The 19,878-nt window shown below is 61.3% G+C and carries 23 protein-coding genes; 15 read left to right on the forward strand and 8 right to left on the reverse strand.

The genetic code is table 11. The annotated features are described in order from the left end of the window. The 4 genes from ACQZ6J_RS03865 to ACQZ6J_RS03880 form a co-directional block, all read right to left on the reverse strand. Entirely contained in the window at positions 1–279 is a 279-nt protein-coding gene (locus ACQZ6J_RS03865) for a hypothetical protein (protein WP_449082072.1), read from the reverse strand. Continuing rightward, entirely contained in the window at positions 276–674 is a 399-nt protein-coding gene (locus tag ACQZ6J_RS03870; protein ID WP_163986399.1) for a DUF2325 domain-containing protein, read from the reverse strand. Before ACQZ6J_RS03870 ends, ACQZ6J_RS03865 begins: the two co-directional genes overlap by 4 nt. 249 nt (positions 675–923) lie before the next feature. Then, positions 924–2,177 (reverse strand): TonB family protein, encoded by a 1,254-nt coding sequence (locus ACQZ6J_RS03875; protein WP_449082074.1) that lies wholly within the window; start codon positions 2,175–2,177, stop codon positions 924–926. Between the two features lie 4 nt (positions 2,178–2,181). Continuing rightward, a complete protein-coding gene (locus tag ACQZ6J_RS03880; protein ID WP_163986401.1) occupies positions 2,182–2,649 on the reverse strand; it encodes a hypothetical protein in 468 nt (155 codons plus the stop codon). Between the two features lie 192 nt (positions 2,650–2,841). Between ACQZ6J_RS03880 and hemP the strand changes: the two genes are divergently transcribed. From hemP to ACQZ6J_RS03915, 7 genes are all read left to right on the forward strand, one after another. Beyond that, positions 2,842–3,015 carry a hemin uptake protein HemP gene (gene hemP / locus ACQZ6J_RS03885; protein ID WP_449082077.1) on the forward strand — a complete coding sequence of 58 codons (174 nt, stop codon included), beginning with the start codon at positions 2,842–2,844 and terminating at the stop codon, positions 3,013–3,015. An 8-nt stretch (positions 3,016–3,023) separates the two neighbouring features. After that, positions 3,024–4,079, forward strand: coding sequence for a hemin-degrading factor (locus ACQZ6J_RS03890; RefSeq protein WP_449082079.1), 1,056 nt, complete (start codon positions 3,024–3,026; stop codon positions 4,077–4,079). 10 nt (positions 4,080–4,089) lie between these two features. Further along, complete coding sequence (locus ACQZ6J_RS03895; protein WP_163986403.1) at positions 4,090–5,022, forward strand: heme/hemin ABC transporter substrate-binding protein; 933 nt, start codon at positions 4,090–4,092, stop codon at positions 5,020–5,022. Between the two features lie 19 nt (positions 5,023–5,041). Further along, on the forward strand, positions 5,042–6,133 hold the full coding sequence (locus ACQZ6J_RS03900; protein WP_449082762.1) for a FecCD family ABC transporter permease: 1,092 nt from the start codon (positions 5,042–5,044) through the stop codon (positions 6,131–6,133). Positions 6,134–6,140: 7 nt separating this feature from the next. Further along, positions 6,141–6,932 carry a heme ABC transporter ATP-binding protein gene (locus tag ACQZ6J_RS03905; protein ID WP_163986405.1) on the forward strand — a complete coding sequence of 264 codons (792 nt, stop codon included), beginning with the start codon at positions 6,141–6,143 and terminating at the stop codon, positions 6,930–6,932. A gap of 165 nt (positions 6,933–7,097) precedes the next feature. Continuing rightward, a complete protein-coding gene (locus ACQZ6J_RS03910) occupies positions 7,098–7,448 on the forward strand; it encodes a glycine zipper domain-containing protein (RefSeq protein ID WP_163986406.1) in 351 nt (116 codons plus the stop codon). 9 nt (positions 7,449–7,457) lie between these two features. Beyond that, positions 7,458–7,862: a hypothetical protein gene (locus ACQZ6J_RS03915; RefSeq protein ID WP_163986407.1), complete on the forward strand. Its 405-nt coding sequence runs from the start codon at positions 7,458–7,460 to the stop codon at positions 7,860–7,862. Between the two features lie 88 nt (positions 7,863–7,950). Here ACQZ6J_RS03915 and ACQZ6J_RS03920 read toward each other — a convergent pair whose 3' ends face one another. Both ACQZ6J_RS03920 and ACQZ6J_RS03925 read right to left on the reverse strand, forming a co-directional pair. Further along, complete coding sequence (locus ACQZ6J_RS03920) at positions 7,951–8,502, reverse strand: RNA polymerase sigma factor (RefSeq protein ID WP_449082082.1); 552 nt, start codon at positions 8,500–8,502, stop codon at positions 7,951–7,953. 12 nt (positions 8,503–8,514) lie between these two features. Next, entirely contained in the window at positions 8,515–8,721 is a 207-nt protein-coding gene (locus tag ACQZ6J_RS03925) for a NepR family anti-sigma factor (RefSeq protein WP_163986409.1), read from the reverse strand. Between the two features lie 266 nt (positions 8,722–8,987). Here ACQZ6J_RS03925 and ACQZ6J_RS03930 point away from each other — a divergent pair, with 266 nt between their 5' ends. The 4 genes from ACQZ6J_RS03930 (at position 8,988) to preA (ending at position 14,127) form a co-directional block, all read left to right on the forward strand. Continuing rightward, positions 8,988–9,782, forward strand: a complete 795-nt coding sequence (locus ACQZ6J_RS03930) for a response regulator (protein ID WP_163986410.1) — start codon at positions 8,988–8,990, stop codon at positions 9,780–9,782. A 228-nt stretch (positions 9,783–10,010) separates the two neighbouring features. Continuing rightward, a complete protein-coding gene (locus ACQZ6J_RS03935) occupies positions 10,011–10,961 on the forward strand; it encodes a sensor histidine kinase (protein WP_449082764.1) in 951 nt (316 codons plus the stop codon). Positions 10,962–11,441: 480 nt separating this feature from the next. Next, entirely contained in the window at positions 11,442–12,800 is a 1,359-nt protein-coding gene (locus ACQZ6J_RS03940; protein WP_449082085.1) for an NAD(P)-dependent oxidoreductase, read from the forward strand. 13 nt (positions 12,801–12,813) lie between these two features. After that, on the forward strand, positions 12,814–14,127 hold the full coding sequence (gene preA / locus ACQZ6J_RS03945; protein ID WP_163986412.1) for an NAD-dependent dihydropyrimidine dehydrogenase subunit PreA: 1,314 nt from the start codon (positions 12,814–12,816) through the stop codon (positions 14,125–14,127). Positions 14,128–14,365: 238 nt separating this feature from the next. Here preA and ACQZ6J_RS03950 read toward each other — a convergent pair whose 3' ends face one another. Further along, entirely contained in the window at positions 14,366–15,010 is a 645-nt protein-coding gene (locus ACQZ6J_RS03950) for a TetR family transcriptional regulator C-terminal domain-containing protein (protein WP_163986413.1), read from the reverse strand. Positions 15,011–15,310: 300 nt separating this feature from the next. On the opposite strand from ACQZ6J_RS03950, the gene ACQZ6J_RS03955 reads away from it, so the two are divergent. Together ACQZ6J_RS03955 and hydA are read left to right on the forward strand one after the other, a co-directional pair. Further along, positions 15,311–16,564: a Zn-dependent hydrolase gene (locus ACQZ6J_RS03955; protein WP_449082087.1), complete on the forward strand. Its 1,254-nt coding sequence runs from the start codon at positions 15,311–15,313 to the stop codon at positions 16,562–16,564. Positions 16,565–16,612: 48 nt separating this feature from the next. Continuing rightward, positions 16,613–18,067 (forward strand): dihydropyrimidinase, encoded by a 1,455-nt coding sequence (gene hydA, locus ACQZ6J_RS03960; RefSeq protein ID WP_449082089.1) that lies wholly within the window; start codon positions 16,613–16,615, stop codon positions 18,065–18,067. Positions 18,068–18,076: 9 nt separating this feature from the next. Here hydA and ACQZ6J_RS03965 read toward each other — a convergent pair whose 3' ends face one another. Beyond that, positions 18,077–18,514: a cupin domain-containing protein gene (locus ACQZ6J_RS03965; protein WP_163986416.1), complete on the reverse strand. Its 438-nt coding sequence runs from the start codon at positions 18,512–18,514 to the stop codon at positions 18,077–18,079. Positions 18,515–18,635: 121 nt separating this feature from the next. Here ACQZ6J_RS03965 and ACQZ6J_RS03970 point away from each other — a divergent pair, with 121 nt between their 5' ends. Together ACQZ6J_RS03970 and ACQZ6J_RS03975 are read left to right on the forward strand one after the other, a co-directional pair. Further along, on the forward strand, positions 18,636–19,427 hold the full coding sequence (locus ACQZ6J_RS03970) for an ABC transporter ATP-binding protein (RefSeq protein WP_449082092.1): 792 nt from the start codon (positions 18,636–18,638) through the stop codon (positions 19,425–19,427). Positions 19,428–19,541: 114 nt separating this feature from the next. Further along, positions 19,542–19,877, forward strand: coding sequence for a hypothetical protein (locus ACQZ6J_RS03975; RefSeq protein WP_163986418.1), 336 nt, complete (start codon positions 19,542–19,544; stop codon positions 19,875–19,877). The last annotated feature ends 1 nt before the right edge of the window (position 19,878 follow it).

Here is a 19,878-nt window from a genome sequence, read left to right on the forward strand (position 1 = left end):
TCAGACCTTCTTGCGACGCGCGACAGTCTTATCCACGTCCGGCGCAAAGGCAATGACATTCGCGCCGTCTCGGCTTGCCTCGTCCAGTTGCAGACCCGGCGCCTCTCCCGGCTTCCGCGTCTTCCAGGCCGGAAAAGTCGTCACATTCACAGCACGCCGCTGCTCTTCGGCACGACGCATCAACAGTTCGTAAAGTTCAGGCACCAGCCCATCGCCATTCTGCGCGGCCAGCTTGTGCAGGCCGATCAGCGTAAACCCGTCAGGGCCATTCTCGATCATTGGGAAACGTCTCGTTCTTTCATTGTCTGCAGCGCGCGCTCGAGGCTGGACTTGCTGCCGTTGCGCAAGGGAATGAACGCCTTGCCGAATTTCTTGCAGCCGGTCTTCACCCGCAAGCAGGCATCGTGGCTGATACAGTCGATGGGGCAGAAGACGCAGTCGACCGAGGGCAGAACGGTATCGATGCGCGACACCGCCTCGCGCAGGCCGCCATCGTGATGGATCAGTTCAGCCCCGAAATTGCTGGCGATCTGACGCAGATGCGCCACCTGGCAATCGCGACCGCCGACATAGAGAAAACTGCGGACGTCGAGACCGGATTTCGCCGGAACTTGCGCCGGCGTCTGCGCCTGGCGGCTCTCACGGCCAAAATCCTTCTTCCCCTTACGCGCCATACATCACCCGTTTGCTGGTTGCTCTTGCACGCTCGATTCCATCGAGCGCGAGGCAACCTTATTAAACATGAGTTTTGGAGTAAAGTATAAAGTTGAGAGTTTTCATCATATTTTTATGCAGCGAAATGCCTGGATGAGAAACCCCTCGCCCAGTGGATGCCATGGACTAGACCGATCCTTCGCGCCCGCAGCAGAGGTGTGCACGTCGAATGCTGCCGCCGGTGGGGAGGTGATCGCTCACTCCCCAATCTAGCGCCCTGTAACCTGGACCTCTTGGGTGAAGGACCAACTCGGCTTGCCCCATTCCGATGGCAGTGGCGGGAACGGTGCGGCTCGCCGAATACCATCGGTGACTGACTGATCCAGTTCCGGAATACCCGAGCTGCGGGCGATCGACATCGATGTCAGATCACCGCTCGACCCAATCGTAAGGCGGACACGCACTGTGATCCCGCCTTGGTATTTCGACGAGAGCCGAACCGCTCGACGGATACGCGACTGAACCTTGCCCGGATAATTGGCAATCTCGGCACTTCCCGCCCCGGTGCGTCGCGCATTTACAACTGAATTGTTATCGGACTGAGCCGTCTCGGTCCCATCGACAGATCCCCTCTTGGAATCCTGCTGGTTATCGCCTCTCGACCCGGATTTCGCCTTTACGATCTTTGCAACCGGCTTCTTGATTTCCTTCGGCTTCTCGACAGGCTTCGGCTTTTCAACAGGCGTTACGACTTCCGGCGCCGGTTCGACCGGCTGCGCCTCGACCACTTCGTTCTGGACAGGCTGGACCGGATCAACGGGCTGAACGACAGTCGTTTCAGCCGGCGCTTGCGTCGCCAATATCTGCGGCTGCTCGGAGGCGACTGTCTCGGGTGGAGCCTGCTCGACCGGCTGGACGGCCTCAGCCGTCTGGACGGGCTGCGCTTCCGTCGTTTGCGGCTGAACAACGTCGGGCTGCGGTGCCTGTGTTTCTTCCGGCGTCACCTCGGTCGGCTGAACCGTTTGCGGCTGAACCGCCTCTGCAGTCACCTGTTCAGGATCCGGATGCTGATCTTCCTCACCAGCCGTCATTTGATCGGCATCAGAATTGCCAATCATGATGACGCTGACGGTGTCGCCCGCCTCTTCCTGCGCGTCTTCCGGTGCCGCGACGAAAGTTATCAGCAGAACCGCAACGATCGCGGCGTGAAACAGGCAAGAGCCGAGGCCGGAGAAAATGAACGACGTCTTATGTCCCGCCGCTATCCTGCCCGCTCTCTCTGGCAGCGCATCCATCGGCAGTTGCTCTGCCGTCTCAATGGCCGCAGGCTCGCTCGGATGGTTCGGAAAGGAATCGATCTGCGTAAAGCGGCTGTAGTGGACGACCGCTTCCCCCGCAGGAGGTCTCGGCACGCCCTCGAGGCCGGTCAGTTCGTGGCCGGGGAGCGCATTCGGATTGTTGTCGTTCATGTCGCCGCTTGCGCGGCGGCGCTCCATGGAAACCTTGACCGAGCGCGTCGCCATGATTTCAGCCTTCGAATGGAACCGATATCTGCGAGCGCGTCGTCAACGCGGCCTTGCACTCGCCCGCCGCCGGGCCATCGCAGACCGGCGTGTCGTTGATGATGATGCGGGAGACGGTCTCGCACTTCACGCCGGGCATATCGAATTGCCGCACCCGCTTCTTGCCGAGCGGCAGGTCACGGAAATCGAGAACGGTGACGCGGTCGACGGCGTTTTTGTCGTTGAAGAAGGCAAGCTCGAAGGAGATCTTGTTGATCGGCGTCGCCATGTCGTTTTCAGCGACGAAGGTCATCATGCATCCCTTCTGGGAGGGCGCCAGCGCATTGAGCTCGACGTTGAGCTTGTGGACAGCAGCCGGGACCGTCGATGCAGGCGCCGCAGCCGCGTTTGCATCCTGGGCAAGGGCGGGAACGCAGGATGCCGCAGCGAACAGCCCCGAAGCAGCGAGAGCCAAGATCGTTTTCGTCAGCATCGGCATGTCTCCTGAATATGTTTTGACGCTTGCGTGCCCGGCCAGCGGCCCTGGCGTGTATCGTCGAAATTTTAAACTTGACTTTATCGGTCTCCTATTGCGTCTTTATGGAAGCATGAATATGAGAGTCAAGATAAATTTGGCCGAACAGCGGTTCGGCCCCCGATGAATTTTCAGGCAAAACTAAACAGGATGATTGCTGAGAAGACCCCAACGCCGCCGGTGCAATGCACGACCGCACCGCAGGTAAGAATTGTCGAGAGCACGGATATTTTCCGGGGCCAGACCGAAATCATGATCAAGCACGAAGGCGTCATCTATCGCATGAAGATTACACGCCAAGGCAAGCTCATACTCAACAAATAGGCAGACAGATGACTGAGACGACCCGCCCGACCCCCGCCGAAATCCGCGCCTTCCGCGCCGAAAACCCGAAGATGCGCGAGCGCGATATCGCAGCACGGCTCAATATTTCCGAAGCTGCGCTGGTGGCGGCCGAAGTCGGCATCTCGGCCATCCGCATCGATGCGGGCGTCGATCGTTTTCTGGAGCGGATTGCCTCGCTCGGCGAGATCATGGCCCTGTCGCGCAACGAAAGCGCCGTGCATGAGAAGATCGGTGTCTATGAAAACATGAAGTTCGGTGCTCAGGCGGCGATCGTGCTGGGCGAAAACATCGACCTGCGCATCTTCCCGAAGCGCTGGGCCTACGGCTTCGCCGTCACCAAGACCGATGGCGATCAGGAGAAGTTCAGCCTGCAGTTCTTCGACAAGGCCGGCGATGCCGTCCACAAGGTACATCTGCGCCCCGATTCGAACGTCGAGGCCTATCACGCCATGGTCGCCGAACTGCGTATCGAGGACCAGTCGCAGGAATTCGTCGAGGACCGCTCGGGCTATGACAATGGCGCGACGGACGGCGATGTCACCCGCGACGAATTGCGCGATCACTGGAGCCGCATGACGGATACGCACGAATTCTTCGGCATGCTGAAGAAGCTGAAGATCGGCCGCCAGGAAGCGGTTCGCGCCGTCGGCGACGATTATGCATGGAAGCTGGATGCCGGCTCCGTCGCCGAGATGATGCACGCCTCGGTGCAGGAAGGCCTGCCGATCATGTGCTTCGTTGCCAATGAAGGCACCGTGCAGATCCACTCCGGCCCGATCTTCAACGTGCAGACCATGGGCCCCTGGATCAACGTCATGGACCCGACCTTCCACCTGCATCTGCGCCAGGATCATATCGCCGAGGCATGGGCGGTGCGCAAGCCGACCAAGGACGGCCATGTGACCTCGCTCGAAGCCTACAACGCCAAGGGCGAGATGATCATCCAGTTCTTCGGCAAGCGCAAGGAAGGCTTCGATGAGCAGCCCGCCTGGCGCGTCATCATGGAAAACCTGACGAAGGCCGGCACCAGCGTCGCCGCATGAAAGATGGTCGATGACGATGTTTAAGAACTTCAAGCGCATCAGGCCGTGGGAAATCGCCCTGACCATGGTGGTGATGGCCCTGCCCCTCGTGCCGGCGAACCCGATTGCCGGCTTCGGCAGCCTCGTGCGCCATGCACATGCCGCCGAAACGCCCAAGCTGGATACGTCGCGCCTCGTCGCCATCGGCGGCGATGTCACCGAGATCATCTATGCGCTCGGCGAAGAAAAGCGGCTTATCGCCCGCGATTCGACCAGCCTGTATCCCAAGGAGGCGACGACGCTTCCCGATGTCGGCTACATGCGCGCGCTGTCGCCGGAAGGCATCCTGGCCGTCAATCCGACGGCCATCATCGCCGTGGAAGGCTCCGGCCCGCCGGAAGCCTTGGCCGTGCTGCGCAACGCCAGCCTACCCTTCGAAACCGTGCCGCAGCACTATGATCGCGACGGCATCCTGAAGAAGATCGAAGTCGTCGGCGCGCTGCTCGGCGTGCCGGAAAAGGCCAAGACCCTGGAAGACAAGGTCGCGGCCGATCTCGACGCGGCGATCAACGATTCCGCCAAGCGCCCGGAAGCCGAGCGCAAGCGCGTGCTCTTCATTCTCAGCAACCAGAACGGCAAGATCCTCGCCTCCGGCAGCAACACGGCTGCCGATGGCATCATCAAGCTCACCGGCGCCATCAATGCGATCAGCGGCTTCTCCGGGTACAAGTCCATAACGGATGAGGCGATCATCGAAGCCAAGCCCGACGTCATCCTGATCATGGATCGCGAAGGCCCGCTGTCGATGTCGAACGAGGACCTGCTCAAGCAGCCGGCCATTTCGCTGACGCCGGCGGCCAGCCACAAGGCCATCGTGCGCATGGACGGCCTGCACCTGCTCGGCTTCGGACCGCGCACCGCAAGCGCCATCCGCGAGCTGAACGCCGCAATCTACGGAGGTTGACGTGGCATTCAACGATGCCATGGCAGGGCTGAAGCAAATGTCGCAAACCACGGCACGCCGTCGCGAGGGGGATCGCACCGCACTTGCGATCCTCGTCATCGCCGGTCTCGTGCTGGTTTCTGCGGCTGCATTTCTCTTCTCGATCACCACGGGCGCCTCGAATGCCTCGGTCATCGACGTGATCGCCGGGATGGTGAGCGGCAGTGCCGAGAGCACGCTCAGCATTCGCGATCGCATCGTCATTTTCGACATCCGCCTGCCCCGCGCCGTGCTTGGCTTCCTGATCGGCGGCGGACTGGCGGTTTCGGGCGCGGTCATGCAGGGCCTCTTTCGCAATCCGCTGGCCGATCCGGGGCTGATCGGCGTCTCCGCCGGCTCGAGCCTCGGCGCGGTCGCCATGATCGTTCTCGGCGGCGGCGTCCTGGCCCCCGTCGTGCATATCTTCGGCATCTTCTCCTTGCCGATCGCCGCCTTCATCGGCGGCCTGGCAACGACGGTACTGCTCTATAAGGTGGCGACCAGGCATGGGCAGACATCCATCGCGACCATGCTGCTTGCCGGCATCGCGCTCGGTTCGCTCGCTCTCGCGGCGACCGGAATCCTCATTTACATGGCCGATGACCGTCAGTTGCGCGACCTTACCTTCTGGAGCATGGGATCGCTGGCGGGCTCGACCTGGAGCAAGGTTACCGGCGCCGGACCGATCATCATCCTTTCCCTGCTGCCTCTCCCCTTCATGGCGCGCGGGCTGAACGCGCTGACGCTCGGCGAAGCGGCGGCTTTCCACATGGGGATAGCCGTGCAGCGGTTGAAGAATATCGCCATCGTCAGCGTGGCGGCGGCAGTCGGCGCCTCGGTCGCCGTCAGCGGCGGCATCGGCTTCGTCGGCATCGTCGTCCCGCATATCCTGCGCATGGTAATCGGGCCCGACCATCGTTTCCTGCTGCCCGCCTCGGCGCTGCTGGGCGGTTCGCTGCTGATGATCGCCGATGTGGTTGCCCGCACCATCGTTTCCCCGGCGGAGCTGCCGATCGGCATTCTGACGGCAGGCGTCGGCGGCCCCTTCTTCCTGTGGATGCTGCTGCGGCAGCGCTCGCGCCTCAGCCTGTGAGCCTGCGATGATCGATGTCTCCAATCTGAGCGTCCGGCTTGCCGGCAAGCCGGTCGTGCAGGACATATCCTTCACGGCCGAGGCCGGCACCATGACGGCGATCTGCGGACCGAACGGCTCCGGCAAGACCACGACGATGAAAGCCATCTCCGGCGAATTGGCCTATCGCGGCTCGGTCCACATGAACGGAGCCGAAATCGGTGGCCTCGAGGCCTGGCAGCTTGCCGAAATGCGCGGCGTGCTGCCGCAGGCGAGCTCGATATCCTTCCCCTTCACGGTCCGCGAAATTGTTCGCATGGGTCTGACCAGCGGCCGCAACCGCCATCCGGAACAGGCGGATCGCATCGCAACGGAAGCTCTTTCCGTCGTCGATCTGGCCGGGTTCGAAGGCCGCTTCTATCAGGAGCTTTCCGGCGGCGAACAGCAACGCGTGCAGCTTGCCCGCGTACTCTGCCAGATCTCGGAGCCGGTCATCGACGGCAAGCCCTGCTGGCTTCTTCTCGACGAGCCGGTCTCCAGCCTCGATATCAGCCACCAGCTCACCATCATGACGCTTGCCCGGCAATTCTGCCGGCGTGGCGGCGGCGTCATCGCCGTGATGCACGATCTCAACCTGACCGCGCTTTTCGCCGACCGGATGGTGCTGCTGAAGAACGGCCGGCTGCAAGCCAAAGGCTCGGTGAAGGACGTGCTGATCGACCAGCATCTTCAGGACGTGTTCGGCTGCAACCTGCGGGTCAACCGCGTTCCCGCCGATGGCGCCCCCTTCGTCCTCGCTCACAGCGCGCTGACCGATTGACAACCGCAATGCCGGTTCTGGAACTTTTTGTTGCATCCGCGCGTTGACACAAGCGATCGAAATCAATGTTTCGAACGGACGATAGTTTAGTGTGTCGGGTAATTCCGACCAGCGCGGGATAATAGGCGCCACAGGCGCCCGAGCAAAAACCAAAGGGAGCTGACCATGGCTACATCTATTCTCCATTCGGGGCGCGGTAAGCGCAATGGCACCAGCCTGGATGACGTCGAGGCAAGCATCGAAGAGCAGATCGAATCGCTGCGCGAGGAAGTCGCGGCCTTTGCCAAGCTGATCGGCGAGAACGGGGCAAAGCAGGGCAAGAAACTACGTGCCAGTGCCGAATCCGGCTTCGATGACCTGACGGTTCGCGGCGAAGAATTGCTGCGCGATCTCCAGCGCGGCTATGCAAGGGGCTCGCGCGAAATGCGCAGGACCGTGCGCCAGCACCCGGTCGCCACCATCGGCGCCGCGGCCGCGTTCGGCCTCGCTGTTGCTCTGTTGCTGTCTCGCCGCTAGGGTGGCGGGATGCTCGCTCCGATCCTCGGCCTGCTTCTGTCAGGCACATTCAACCGCACCGTTGCGCGAACCAAGCGCAACGGTATTTTCATCGCCATCGCGGCGCTTCTCCTGTTTACCGGCTATGCCTTCGCGCTTGTAGCGGCCGCCATATGGCTCGCGACGATCTATGGCGCCGCCGTCTCGGCGCTTCTGATAGCGGCGGGCGCGCTGGTGCTGGGGTTGATCGTCCTCGTCATCATGGCCATCATCAACCAGCAGGAGCAGCGCCGCGCCCGCGAGCGCCGTCTCGCGATGGAATCGATGGCGGCCGCGGTTCTCGGCCTCGTGCGCAAGCAGCCGCTGATGACCGCAGCCGTTGCGGCAGCTCTCGTGTTCGGTAATCTCTTTGGAACGCGCGATGAAGACGACTGATCCGGTCGCCTGAAACAACTCGACAGCGGCCGACAGGCCCGCATCGTCAAATGAGAAACGGCCCGGTCGGAAGACCGGGCCTCTTTTGTCAGAAGGCGAATGCCTTGGAGGTCAGCGGAGCCGATGTCGCATCGGGGCCGAAATCCGCTTCGCCGGAAATGCCCAGTAGTTCCTGCAGGCGCTGGCGCGCGCGGTTGACGCGGCTCTTGATCGTACCGACCGCGCAGCCGCAAATCTCGGCGGCTTCCTCATAGGAAAATCCGGATGCGCCCACCAGGATGATGGCTTCTCGCTGATCCGGCGGCAGCTGCTCCAGCGCCTTGCGGAAGTCCTGCAGATCGACCGCACCATATTGCGAGGGATGCGTTGCCATGGATTCGGTGAAGACGCCGTCGGTGTCCTGCACCTCGCGGCCGCTCTTGCGCATCTGGCTGTAGAGCTCGTTGCGCAGGATGGTGAAGAGCCAGGCCTTCATATTCGTGCCCATCTCGAAATGATCCTGCTTCGCCCAGGCCTTCATGATCGTGTCCTGGACGAGATCGTCGGCCCGGTCGTGACGACCGGTCAGGGAGATGGCGAATGCACGCAGGCTCGGCAGAGCTGCGAGAAGTTCGCGTTTGAAACTCGTTTGCGTTTCCATCGCGCCCACCTCCTATTCGGAGACCTTTGCGGAGGCCGAGCGTTCGGCCTGATCCAGCTTCTCGAGAAGATCGAGAAAACGATCGGGAATAACTTCGTCCTGCATGGCGGCGTAGAATGAACGCAGCCGGTTGCCGATCTGATTGTTGGGATCGAGGATATCTATCGCACGTAGGTCCGACGCCTTCTTGTCTGCGTCCTCGTGATTTTGGATAGTCATTTAACCCGCTCGCTTCTTACTTGTCTCGCGTTCATCGATAAGGCGCGCACTCTTGCCCCCCTCGTCCAGGAGACCGGTCGACCTCGTCCAAAACTATTACCTAACGAATCGTAAAGGTTGAGGTCTGCCGATTGTAAGCATTGTAATGCGACTGCCTAAAAAAAGTTCCGACAAAGAGGAACTTTTTTACTGAACTGACGTTTGTTAGTCATTCCAGCCTCTGCGGCTGTATTTAATTAGAATTTTATAAAAGGCGGGAGCCATTGATGACACTTTCCACACGTATTGCGCCGCATCTTCCGTATTTGCGCCGCTATTCCCGTGCCTTGACCGGAACGCAGACGTCGGGAGACGCTTATGTTGCCGCGGTTTTGGAAGCCATCATCGCCGACATCTCCATCTTTCCGGACACGGATAGCGACCGTGTCGCACTCTATAAACTGTTCACGAAGCTGTTCGGTTCCGTGACACTTCAGATTCCCGAACCAACCTCTCCCTTTGCCTGGGAACAGCGCGCCTCGGTGAACCTTTCCAAGGTCTCCCCGCTTGCCCGCCAGGCGTTCCTGCTGGCCTCGGTCGAAAGTTTCCGTCTCGGCGAGATCGCCGATATTCTCGACGTCTCGGAAAGCGATGCCATGCACCTGCTCGATACCGCGTCCCAGGAAATCTCGCGCCAGGTGGCCACGGACATCATGATCATCGAAGACGAGCCGCTGATCGCGATGGATATCGAGCAGATGGTGGAAAGCCTCGGGCATCGCGTCACGGGCATCGCCCGCACGCATGCCGAAGCCGTGGCGCTCTATAATGCCACGAAGCCGAACATGGTGCTTGCCGACATCCAGCTCGCGGATGGCAGCTCGGGGATCGATGCCGTCAACGACATCCTGAAATCCGCCAGCATCCCGGTGATCTTCATCACCGCCTTCCCGGAACGGCTGTTGACGGGCGAGCGGCCCGAACCGACCTTCCTCGTGACCAAGCCGTTCAACCCGGACATGGTGAAGGCCCTCATCAGCCAGGCACTTTTCTTCAACGAAACCACGAAAGTAGCCGCCTGACTGACGTGAAGACCCTGGGGCGGAACAAAAATTATGACCGGGCGTTGGGGTTGAGGACGGCCGGTTTACCGACTGTTATACGGGGCGATTTTATAGGTCGGTTCAAATTGTTACGTGTGAGAATGTCCTATCGGCGGAGTTCTCGGAATTCGAGTGAAAGGCAAGCCGGTGAATACGTCTGAACCATTACCCGGCGCGCCTTTGAGTGTGGAAGGCAAAGCCGCTCTGATGGAGCGGGCGCTTTCGAGCGCCAACGTGTCGATATTGTTTCAGGATACGACCCTTGCAATCCGCCACGCCGATAACCTGCCCGATCATTTGCAGCCGCTTCTTGTCATAGGCGGCAATGACGAACATCTGTTCGGCGAAAAGGACGGCGAACATCTTCTGAGACTGAAGAAGGGCGTTCTCGATAGCGGCAAGCCCGTGACCGCCGAGGTCGAAATCGCCAGTGGCGACGGCGTACGCATCTATGAGCTGAAGATGGAGCGGATCGGCGGGCGCAAGCCGCAGGGCGTGCTCTCCGTGATCTCCGAAATCACCGAAAGCCGCCATCGTGAAAAGGTTCTGAAGTCGCTGCTGCGCGAGCTGTCGCATCGCTCCAAGAACCTGCTCGCGATCATTCAGGGCATCGCCACACAGACGGCGCGTCACACGCTTTCCGTCGACAATTTCCTCATCAAGTTCCGCGGCCGCCTGCAATCCCTGTCGAATTCGCAGGATCTGATCACGGATTCCAGCTGGCGCGGCGCCTATCTCTTCGAACTGGCGGAAAAGCAGTTCGCTCCTTATTGGCCCGATGCCGGCGTGCCCATGCCGATCTATGGGATCAACGCACACCTCACGCCCAATGCCGCCGTGCACCTGGGGCTTGCCCTGCACGAGCTAATCGTCAATTCCGCATCCCATGGCGCCATCTCGACGGGCGCCACCAGCATCACGTTGAATTGCAAGGAAGCCGAACTTGACGGCAAGAAGGCGATAGAGGTCGCCTGGTCGGAGCGCTTCTATGCCCCTTCCGATCATGAATTCGAGGACAACAGCTTCAGCCGCACGGTGCTCGAACGCGTCGTGCCGACCTCCATGAACGGCCGCGCCGACTTCGCCATCACGGACGGCGGCATAGGCTACCGCCTGACCATTCCCGAAACCGAATATGAAATCCTGAGACGCCGCTGAGGCCCACGGCAAAGACAAAAGAAAACAGCCAGTGCGAGGGCGGCGCACTGGCTGCTTTGCACTCATCGGGAGGGGACCGTGAGTAGAAGTCCTGAGATGTATTGGGCGTGCATCGGAAGATGCGATATCGTCAGGACATCTGCATAACGACGCTACGGAGCCTTGGTTCCATGCCATCGTGAAAAAATTCATCTTTTCTTCATATCGCCAGCGCCGGTCAAAATGCCAGCGGCCTCCTCGGGCGGCTTCATGCCTTCTGGCAAGACCATGATGCAGCCGAATATCCACGCCTGCATCCGTCAAGAATTCAATTCAAAAACAATAGGTTGAATGACCGCCTTCGGCTTTTCTCCGGTGACCCGCGGCCCGATTGAAAGGCAGGTCAAGGCACATTCGGCGGCAAAAATTTTACCGTTTGATAAATTTTTTATCCTGAGTTACCGTTCCAGCACTAGCCGTTTACTATAAGAGGGAACTTCAATGGGACGACTGGAAACTGGGATTCATAAAGGCAGGCTCACGCCCGCCGAATATGATGCAAACTTTTCCGATCTTCACCCGCGCCTCAACAAACACGAGGCGCTGGTCGCATCCGACCGCTGTTATTTCTGCTACGACGCGCCGTGCATGACGGCCTGTCCCACCTCCATCGACATTCCGATGTTCATCCGCCAGATCTCGACGGGCAATCCGATCGGCTCGGCCAAGACGATCTTCGACCAGAACATCCTCGGCGGCATGTGCGCCCGCGTCTGTCCCACCGAACAGCTCTGCGAGCAGGCGTGCGTGCGCAACACCGCCGAAGAGCGTCCGGTCGAAATCGGCCGTCTGCAGCGCTACGCGACGGACGCGGCGATGGCGGAGAACAAGCAGTTCTATTCGCGCGCCGAATCCACCGGCAAGAAGATCGCCGTCATCGGCGCCGGCCCGGCCGGGCTTGCCTGCGCACACCGTCTCGCCGTCAAGGGCCACGACGTCACCATCTTCGACGCCCGCGAAAAGGCCGGCGGCCTGAACGAATATGGTATCGCCACCTACAAGGCGGTCGATGACTTCGCGCAGAAGGAAGTCGATTACGTGCTCGCCATCGGCGGCATCGAGGTAAAGAACGGCCAGGCGCTCGGCCGCGATTTCAGCCTTTCCGACCTCTCCCAGCAATATGACGCCGTGTTCCTTGGCCTCGGCCTTGCCGGCGTCAACGCGCTGCGCGCCGAAGGCGAAGAGCTCGACGGCGTTGCCGACGCCGTCGCCTACATCGCCGAACTTCGTCAGGCCGGCAGCAAGGCAGATATCGCCATCGGCCGCCGCGTCGTCGTCCTCGGCGGCGGCATGACCGCCATCGACGCGGCCGTACAGGCCAAGCTGCTCGGCGCCGAAGAAGTGACGATCTGTTATCGCCGCGGCAAGGAGCATATGAACGCCTCGGAATTCGAGCAGGATCTGGCCGCCTCCAAGGGCGTCATCATCCGCCACTGGCTCGCCCCGAAGCGCATCCTCGACAAGGACGGCAAGGTCGCCGGCATCGAGGTCGAATATACCGAGCTGCGCGACGGCAAGCTTGCCAGCACAGGCGATGTCGGCGTGATAGCCGCCGATCAGATCTTCAAGGCGATCGGCCAGACGTTCGAGGCTTCAGGCCTCGGCGCGCTGCGCATCGAGTCCGGCCGCATCGTCGTCGATGGCGAAGGCCGCACTTCGATCGAAGGCGTATGGGCCGGCGGCGACTGCGTGCTCGGCGGCGATGACCTGACGGTCTCGGCCGTAGCGCACGGTCGCGACGCGGCCGAATCCATCAACCGTGCGCTCGCTGCCGCCAAGCCGGCCGTTGCAGTCGCCTGAAAGGAGAACCGACATGGCTGATCTCCGCAATAATTTCGTTGGCATCAAATCCCCGAACCCGTTCTGGCTGGCCTCCGCGCCGCCGACCGACAAGGCCTACAACGTCGAGCGCGCCTTCAAGGCTGGCTGGGGCGGCGTGGTCTGGAAGACGCTGGGCGAGGAAGGCCCACCGGTCGTCAACGTCAACGGTCCGCGCTACGGCGCGATCTGGGGCGCCGACCGCCGCCTGCTCGGCCTCAACAATATCGAGCTGATCACCGACCGCGACCTCTATACCAACCTGCGCGAAATGAAGCAGGTGAAGAAAAACTGGCCGGATCGCGCGCTCATCGCCTCGATCATGGTTCCCTGCGTCGAGGATGCCTGGAAGGCGATCCTGCCGCTGGTCGAGGAAACGGAAGCCGACGGCATCGAACTCAACTTCGGCTGTCCTCACGGCATGTCCGAGCGCGGCATGGGTGCCGCCGTCGGACAGGTGCCGGAATATATCGAGATGGTCGTGCGCTGGTGCAAGCAATACACCCGCATGCCCGTCATCACCAAGCTGACGCCGAATATCACCGACATCCGCAAGCCTGCCCGCGCCGCCAAGGCCGGCGGCACCGACGCCGTGTCGCTGATCAATACGATCAATTCGATCGTGTCGGTCGATCTCGACAATTTCGCGCCGAACCCGACCGTCGGCGGCAAGGGCAGCCATGGCGGCTATTGCGGCCCGGCGGTGAAGCCGATCGCGCTCAACATGGTGGCCGAGATCGCTCGCGATCCCGATACCTACGGCCTGCCGATCTCCGGCATCGGCGGCATCACCACCTGGCGCGATGCGGCGGAATTCCTGGCGCTTGGCGCCGGCAACGTGCAGGTCTGCACGGCTGCGATGACCTACGGCTTCAAAATCGTCGAGGAGATGATTACGGGCCTTTCCGACTGGATGGATGAGAAGGGCCACCGCAGCCTGGACGATATCATCGCCCGTGCCGTGCCGAATGTCTCCGACTGGCAGTATCTCAACCTCAACTACATTGCCAAGGCCAAGATCGACCAGGACGCCTGCATCAAGTGCGGCCGTTGCTACATCGCCTGCGAGGATACCTCGCACCAGGCGATCACCAACATGGTCGATGGCGTCAGGCATTTCGAGGTGATGGACGACGAATGCGTCGGCTGCAATCTCTGCGTCAGCGTCTGTCCCGTCGAGAACTGCATCACCATGGAAGCCCTGCCGGCCGGCAGCCTCGACAAGCGCACCGGCAAGGTCGTCGACCCGAACTACGCCAACTGGACGACCCATCCGAACAATCCGATGGCCCGGCAGGCGGCGGAATAAAGGCGGGAGAATCCGCGTAGGCATGAATTGGCGGTCGCAGCTTGCTGCGGCCGCTTTTTGCCACAAATTTCGGGGTCGCTAATATCGGAGGCCTGCCGGCTCGAGGAGGCGGCTTCAAGAAACTGTTGCCTGAAATCCGGCCGGTACGACGGCATTGAACGGGACGAGTATTTAGCGAGGGGCGCTGAGAATCATCAGCCTCGCGCGGCACGTTCCCCCGGACAGATTGCGCCGCAGCTCAGTTGTGGCGAATGCGAAGTCCGTCGACGAAAAGCTGCTCCAGGTAGCGCGCGGCATCCTCGAATCGCCCCTCGCCCGAGTGCTCCTGCCCCAGTACCGCACGCACCTGTACGTCGAAGTCGGCATAATGCTGCGTCGTGGACCAGATCGAGAAGATCAGGTGATAGGGATCGCATCTGGCGATCTTGCCGGCCTGGGCCCAGGCGCGGATGACCTCCGCCTTCTCGTCGACAAGGCTTTTCAGCGGCCCGCGCAGCTCGTCCTCCACATGCGGGGCGCCCTGCAGCATCTCATTGGCGAATAGCCTGCTTTCGCGGGGAAAATCGCGTGCCATTTCAAGCTTCCGACGGATATAGGAGCGGATCTCGCTCTCGGGATTGCCGTTGGCGTCGAAGGCGCGCAACGGCTCCAGCCAGGTAAACAGCACCCGGTCGATCAGCGCCCGATGCATCGCCTCCTTGGTGCGGAAATAGTAGAGCAGATTGGGCTTCGACATGCCGGCCACCTCGGCGATCTGGTCGATGGTCGAGCCGCGGAAGCCGCTGACGGAAAATACGTCCAGCGCAGCCTCGAGTATGATTTCCTCTTTCTCTTCCTGGATTCGGGTGCGGCGCTGCGTCTTGGCGGCTCTGGGGATGGCCATGTGTGCTCTGTTTCTCCTTGAAATCCAAGCCTTTCGGCCGAGCTCTCATTCACCCTGTCGATGGATAGAATTTAGGCAATCGCCTGAAATTTTATCGGAAATTTTCGTGCTTTTCGTCTTGAGCCGCGCCACGGAAGTTGTAATGTTTACCAATCGGTCAAATTATCCGTCAGATGTTTCTTAAAGGCAACTGGCGATTTTCCGGGCGAGAAAAACAAGACGACGCTCCGGAACAAGACCAACGGGAACAATTGGGCATGCGCCTTGCATGCCCCAGGACAAACAGGTGAGGATTGCATCATGGTGGCAGCGCCAGGAGAAAACATGCGTATCAATGGCGACCGCCTTTGGGATACGCTGATGGACATGGCGAAGATCGGCCCCGGCATCGCCGGCGGCAACAATCGTCAAACGCTGACGGATGCCGACGCCGAGGGACGCAGCCTTTTCAAGACCTGGTGCGACAAGGCGGGCATGACCGTCGGCGTCGACAAGATGGGCACCATGTTCGCGACCCGCGCCGGCACCGATGCGGATGCGCTGCCGGTCTATGTCGGCTCGCATCTCGACACCCAGCCGACCGGCGGCAAATATGACGGCGTGCTCGGTGTGCTCGCAGCCCTCGAAGTCGTCCGTACGATGAACGACCTCGGCATCAAGACCAAGCATCCGATCGTGGTCACCAACTGGGCCAACGAGGAAGGCGCGCGCTTTGCGCCCGCCATGCTGGCCTCGGGCGTCTTTGCCGGCGTGCATACGCTGGACTATGCCTATGGCCGCAAGGATCCGGAAGGCAAGACCTATGGCGACGAACTGAAGCGCATCGGCTGGCTCGGCGACGAAGAGGTCGGCGCCCGCAAGATGCACGCCTATTTCGAATATCACATCGAGCAGGGACCGATCCTCGAAGCCGCGGACAAGACCATCGGTGTCGTCACGCACTGTCAGGGCCTGTGGTGGCTGGAATTCACGCTCACCGGCAAGGAAGCGCATACCGGCTCGACGCCGATGGCCATGCGCGTCAACGCCGGCCTTGCCATGTCACGGATCGTCGAGATGGTGCAGAGCGTGGCGATGGAAAACCAGCCGGGCGCCGTCGCCGGCGTCGGCCAGGTCTTCTTCTCGCCGAACTCGCGCAACGTCCTGCCGGGCAAGGTGGTCTTCACCGTCGACCTGCGCACGCCCGACAAGGAAAAGCTCGATCGCATGCGTGCCAAGATCGAGGCGGAAGCGAAAAAGATCAGCGACAGCCTCGGCGTCGGCTGCTCCGTGGAAGCCATCGGTCATTTCGAACCGGTGACTTTCGATCCGAAGCTCGTGACTTCCGTGCGCAATGCCGCCGAGAGGCTCGGCTACAGCCACATGAACATCATCTCCGGCGCAGGCCATGATGCCTGCTGGGCCGCCAAGGTCGCGCCCGCCACGATGGTCATGTGCCCCTGCGTCGGCGGCCTCTCGCACAACGAAGCCGAAGAAATCTCCAAGGAATGGGCAGCCGCAGGCGCGGATGTGCTGTTCCACGCAGTCGTCGAGACGGCGGAGATCGTGGCTTGACCGCCACGATTCCCAGCATCGGAACCCCACACATTTGGAGCAGACACCATGAGCACAGTCATCAAGGGTGGAACCATCGTCACGGCCGACCTGACCTATAAGGCGGATGTGAAGATCGAAGGCGGCAAGATCGTCGAAATCGGGCAGAACCTCTCGGGCAGCGAAGTGCTGGATGCTTCAGGCTGTTATGTCATGCCCGGCGGCATCGACCCGCATACCCATCTCGAAATGCCGTTCATGGGCACCTATTCCTCCGACGATTTCGAGAGCGGCACGCGCGCGGCCCTTGCTGGCGGCACGACGATGGTGGTGGATTTCGCCCTACCCTCGCCCGGCCAGTCGCTGCTCGAGGCGCTGACGATGTGGGACAACAAGTCCACCCGCGCCACCTGCGATTACTCCTTCCACATGGCGATTACCTGGTGGGGCGAACAGGTCTTCAACGAGATGGAAGCCATCGTCCGCGACAAGGGCATCAATACCTTCAAGCACTTCATGGCCTACAAGGGCGCCTTGATGGTGGATGACGACGAGATGTTCTCCTCGTTCCAGCGCTGCGCCGAGCTTGGCGCCTTGCCGCTCGTCCATGCCGAAAACGGCGATGTGGTCGCGCAGATGCAGGCAAAGCTGCTGGCCGAAGGCAACAACGGACCGGAGGCCCATGCCTATTCCCGTCCGGCCGAGGTCGAGGGCGAGGCTACCAACCGCGCCATCATGATCGCCGACATGGCCGGCTCGCCCGTCTATATCGTCCACACCTCCTGCGAACAGGCGCATGAAGCCATCCGCCGCGCCCGTCAGAAGGGTATGCGCGTCTATGGCGAGCCGCTGATCCAGCATCTGACGCTCGACGAAAGCGAATATGCCAATGCGGATTGGGACCATGCCGCCCGCCGCGTCATGTCCCCGCCATTCCGCAACAAGCAGCATCAGGACAGCCTCTGGGCCGGTCTTGCCTCCGGTTCGCTGCAGGTGGTCGCGACCGACCATTGCGCCTTCACGACGGAGCAGAAGCGCTTCGGCCTCAACGACTTCACCAAGATCCCGAACGGCACCGGCGGCCTCGAGGATCGCATGCCGATGCTCTGGACCTACGGCGTCAACACCGGCCGCCTGACGATGAACGAATTCGTCGCCGCCACCTCCACCAACATCGCCAAGATCCTCAACGTCTATCCGAGGAAGGGCGCGATCCTCGTCGGCGCCGATGCCGATATCGTCGTCTGGGATCCGAAGCGCTCGAAGACGATCACCGCCAAGACGCAGCAGTCGGCGATCGACTACAACGTCTTCGAAGGCAAGGAGGTGACGGGCCTGCCGCGCTACACGCTGACGCGCGGCGTCGTCGCCATCGAGGAAGGCACTGTAAAGACAAAGGAAGGCCACGGCGAATTCGTCAGGCGCGAGCCGTTTACCGCCGTCAACCGGGCCCTTTCGACCTGGAAGGAAGTCACCGCGCCGCGCAAGGTGCAGCGCAGCGGCATCCCCGCAAGCGGGGTGTGACGCTTGCCATCAACGCCTCGGCTCATCGACCGCTTGGCGCGGCACATACCGCTCCAGATCCGGCAGCAGGACGACGCTTTCCTGCTCGTTCGGATCGGTGCGGGCGATGATGGCTGTCGCCGGCCGGTCGCTGAGATTGGCGGGAAGATGCGGAACGCCGGCCGGGATATAGAACATCTCGCCCTCGCGGACGATGACGTGCTCTTCGAGTTCGTCCCCGAACCAGCAATGCGTCTCCCCGGAAATCGCGTAGATCGCCGTCTCATGCGAGGCATGAAGATGCGCCTTGGCGCGGGCGCCCGGCGGAATGGTCAGAAGATGCATGCAGATCCCCGTCGAGCCCACTGTCTCGGCGGCGATCCCTTCGAAATAGTTGAAGCCCTGTTTTCCGGCATAGGCATTGCCGGGCCGCACGACATGGCAGGTGGGCTTCGATGAAACACTCATGGCATTGCTCCCCTGGATTTCGCAGCCGCAAGGCACCCTCGCCAATCCAGGCCGCAATGCCAAGCAGGATAACACGCAATCCGCCCCGACCGCGCGGCGAAAACAGGACTGGTAGGTGTTAATGACGTCATCCGCTTCCTCCGTCGTCTCCGCGCGGAATCTCTGTCTCACCTACAATACGAACGACGGGCCGGTGCACGCGCTGAGCAACGTCGATCTCGATGTACGCAAGGGTGATTTCGTCTCCTTCATCGGTCCGTCCGGCTGCGGCAAGACCACCTTCCTGCGTGTGGTCGCCGATCTCGAGCGCAAGACCTCGGGTGATATCACCGTCAACGGCATGTCGCCGGAAGACGCCCGCAAGGCTCGCGCCTACGGCTACGTCTTCCAGGCCGCGGCACTCTATCCCTGGCGCACGATCGAGAAGAACATCGCCCTGCCGCTCGAAATCATGGGATATGACAAGGGCGAGCAGGCCAGGCGCATCGCCCAGACGCTCGAACTCGTCAACCTCAACGGCTTCGAACATAAATTTCCCTGGCAGCTCTCGGGCGGCATGCAGCAGCGCGCCTCCATTGCCCGCGCGCTGGCCTTCGATGCCGACCTCCTGCTGATGGACGAGCCCTTCGGCGCTCTCGACGAAATCGTGCGCGACCACCTGAACGAACAGTTGCTGAAGCTGTGGAAGCGGACGAACAAGACCATATGCTTCGTCACCCACTCCATCCCGGAAGCCGTCTACCTTTCGACCAGGATCGTGGTCATGTCGCCGCGTCCCGGCCGTGTCGCCGACGTCATCGAATCGACGCTCCCGACGGAACGGCCGCTCGGCATTCGCGAAACGCCGGAATTCCTGGAAATCGCCCATCGCGTGCGGGAAGGTCTGAGAGCGGGGCACAGCTATGAAGAATAGGTCGATACATAGCGCCGTCACGCGACCTCCCGTCACCCTAACCCAACTGCGGGACACCGGGAGAAGGTGGCCAACAAGCCGGATAAGGGGCCTTCCCATGACAGGAGGCGCGTTATGAACCCGCAATTCCTCCTTTGGCTCGCCGGCGCGATGGCGATCTTCATCAGCGGCGCGACCGCCTCGCGCGCCTATATTACCAACAACAACATACTGGTCCTGATTCTGGCGCTCGTTCTCTATTGCGTCGGGAACCTGATGATGGTTCGGCTGATGCGGGAAGGTGGGCTTGGCCTGGCCATCTCGGCCTCTTCCATCGCACAGCTCGTCGTCGTCAACATCATCGCCTTCATGGTTTTCGGCGAGCGGCTAAGCCTGCAGCAGCTTGCCGGCGTGGGCTTGGGCATCGTTGCCATGGCGCTCATGCTGCTTCCCGCGCAAGGAAGGGCATGAG

The organism is Rhizobium sp. A37_96 (assembly GCF_053521765.1).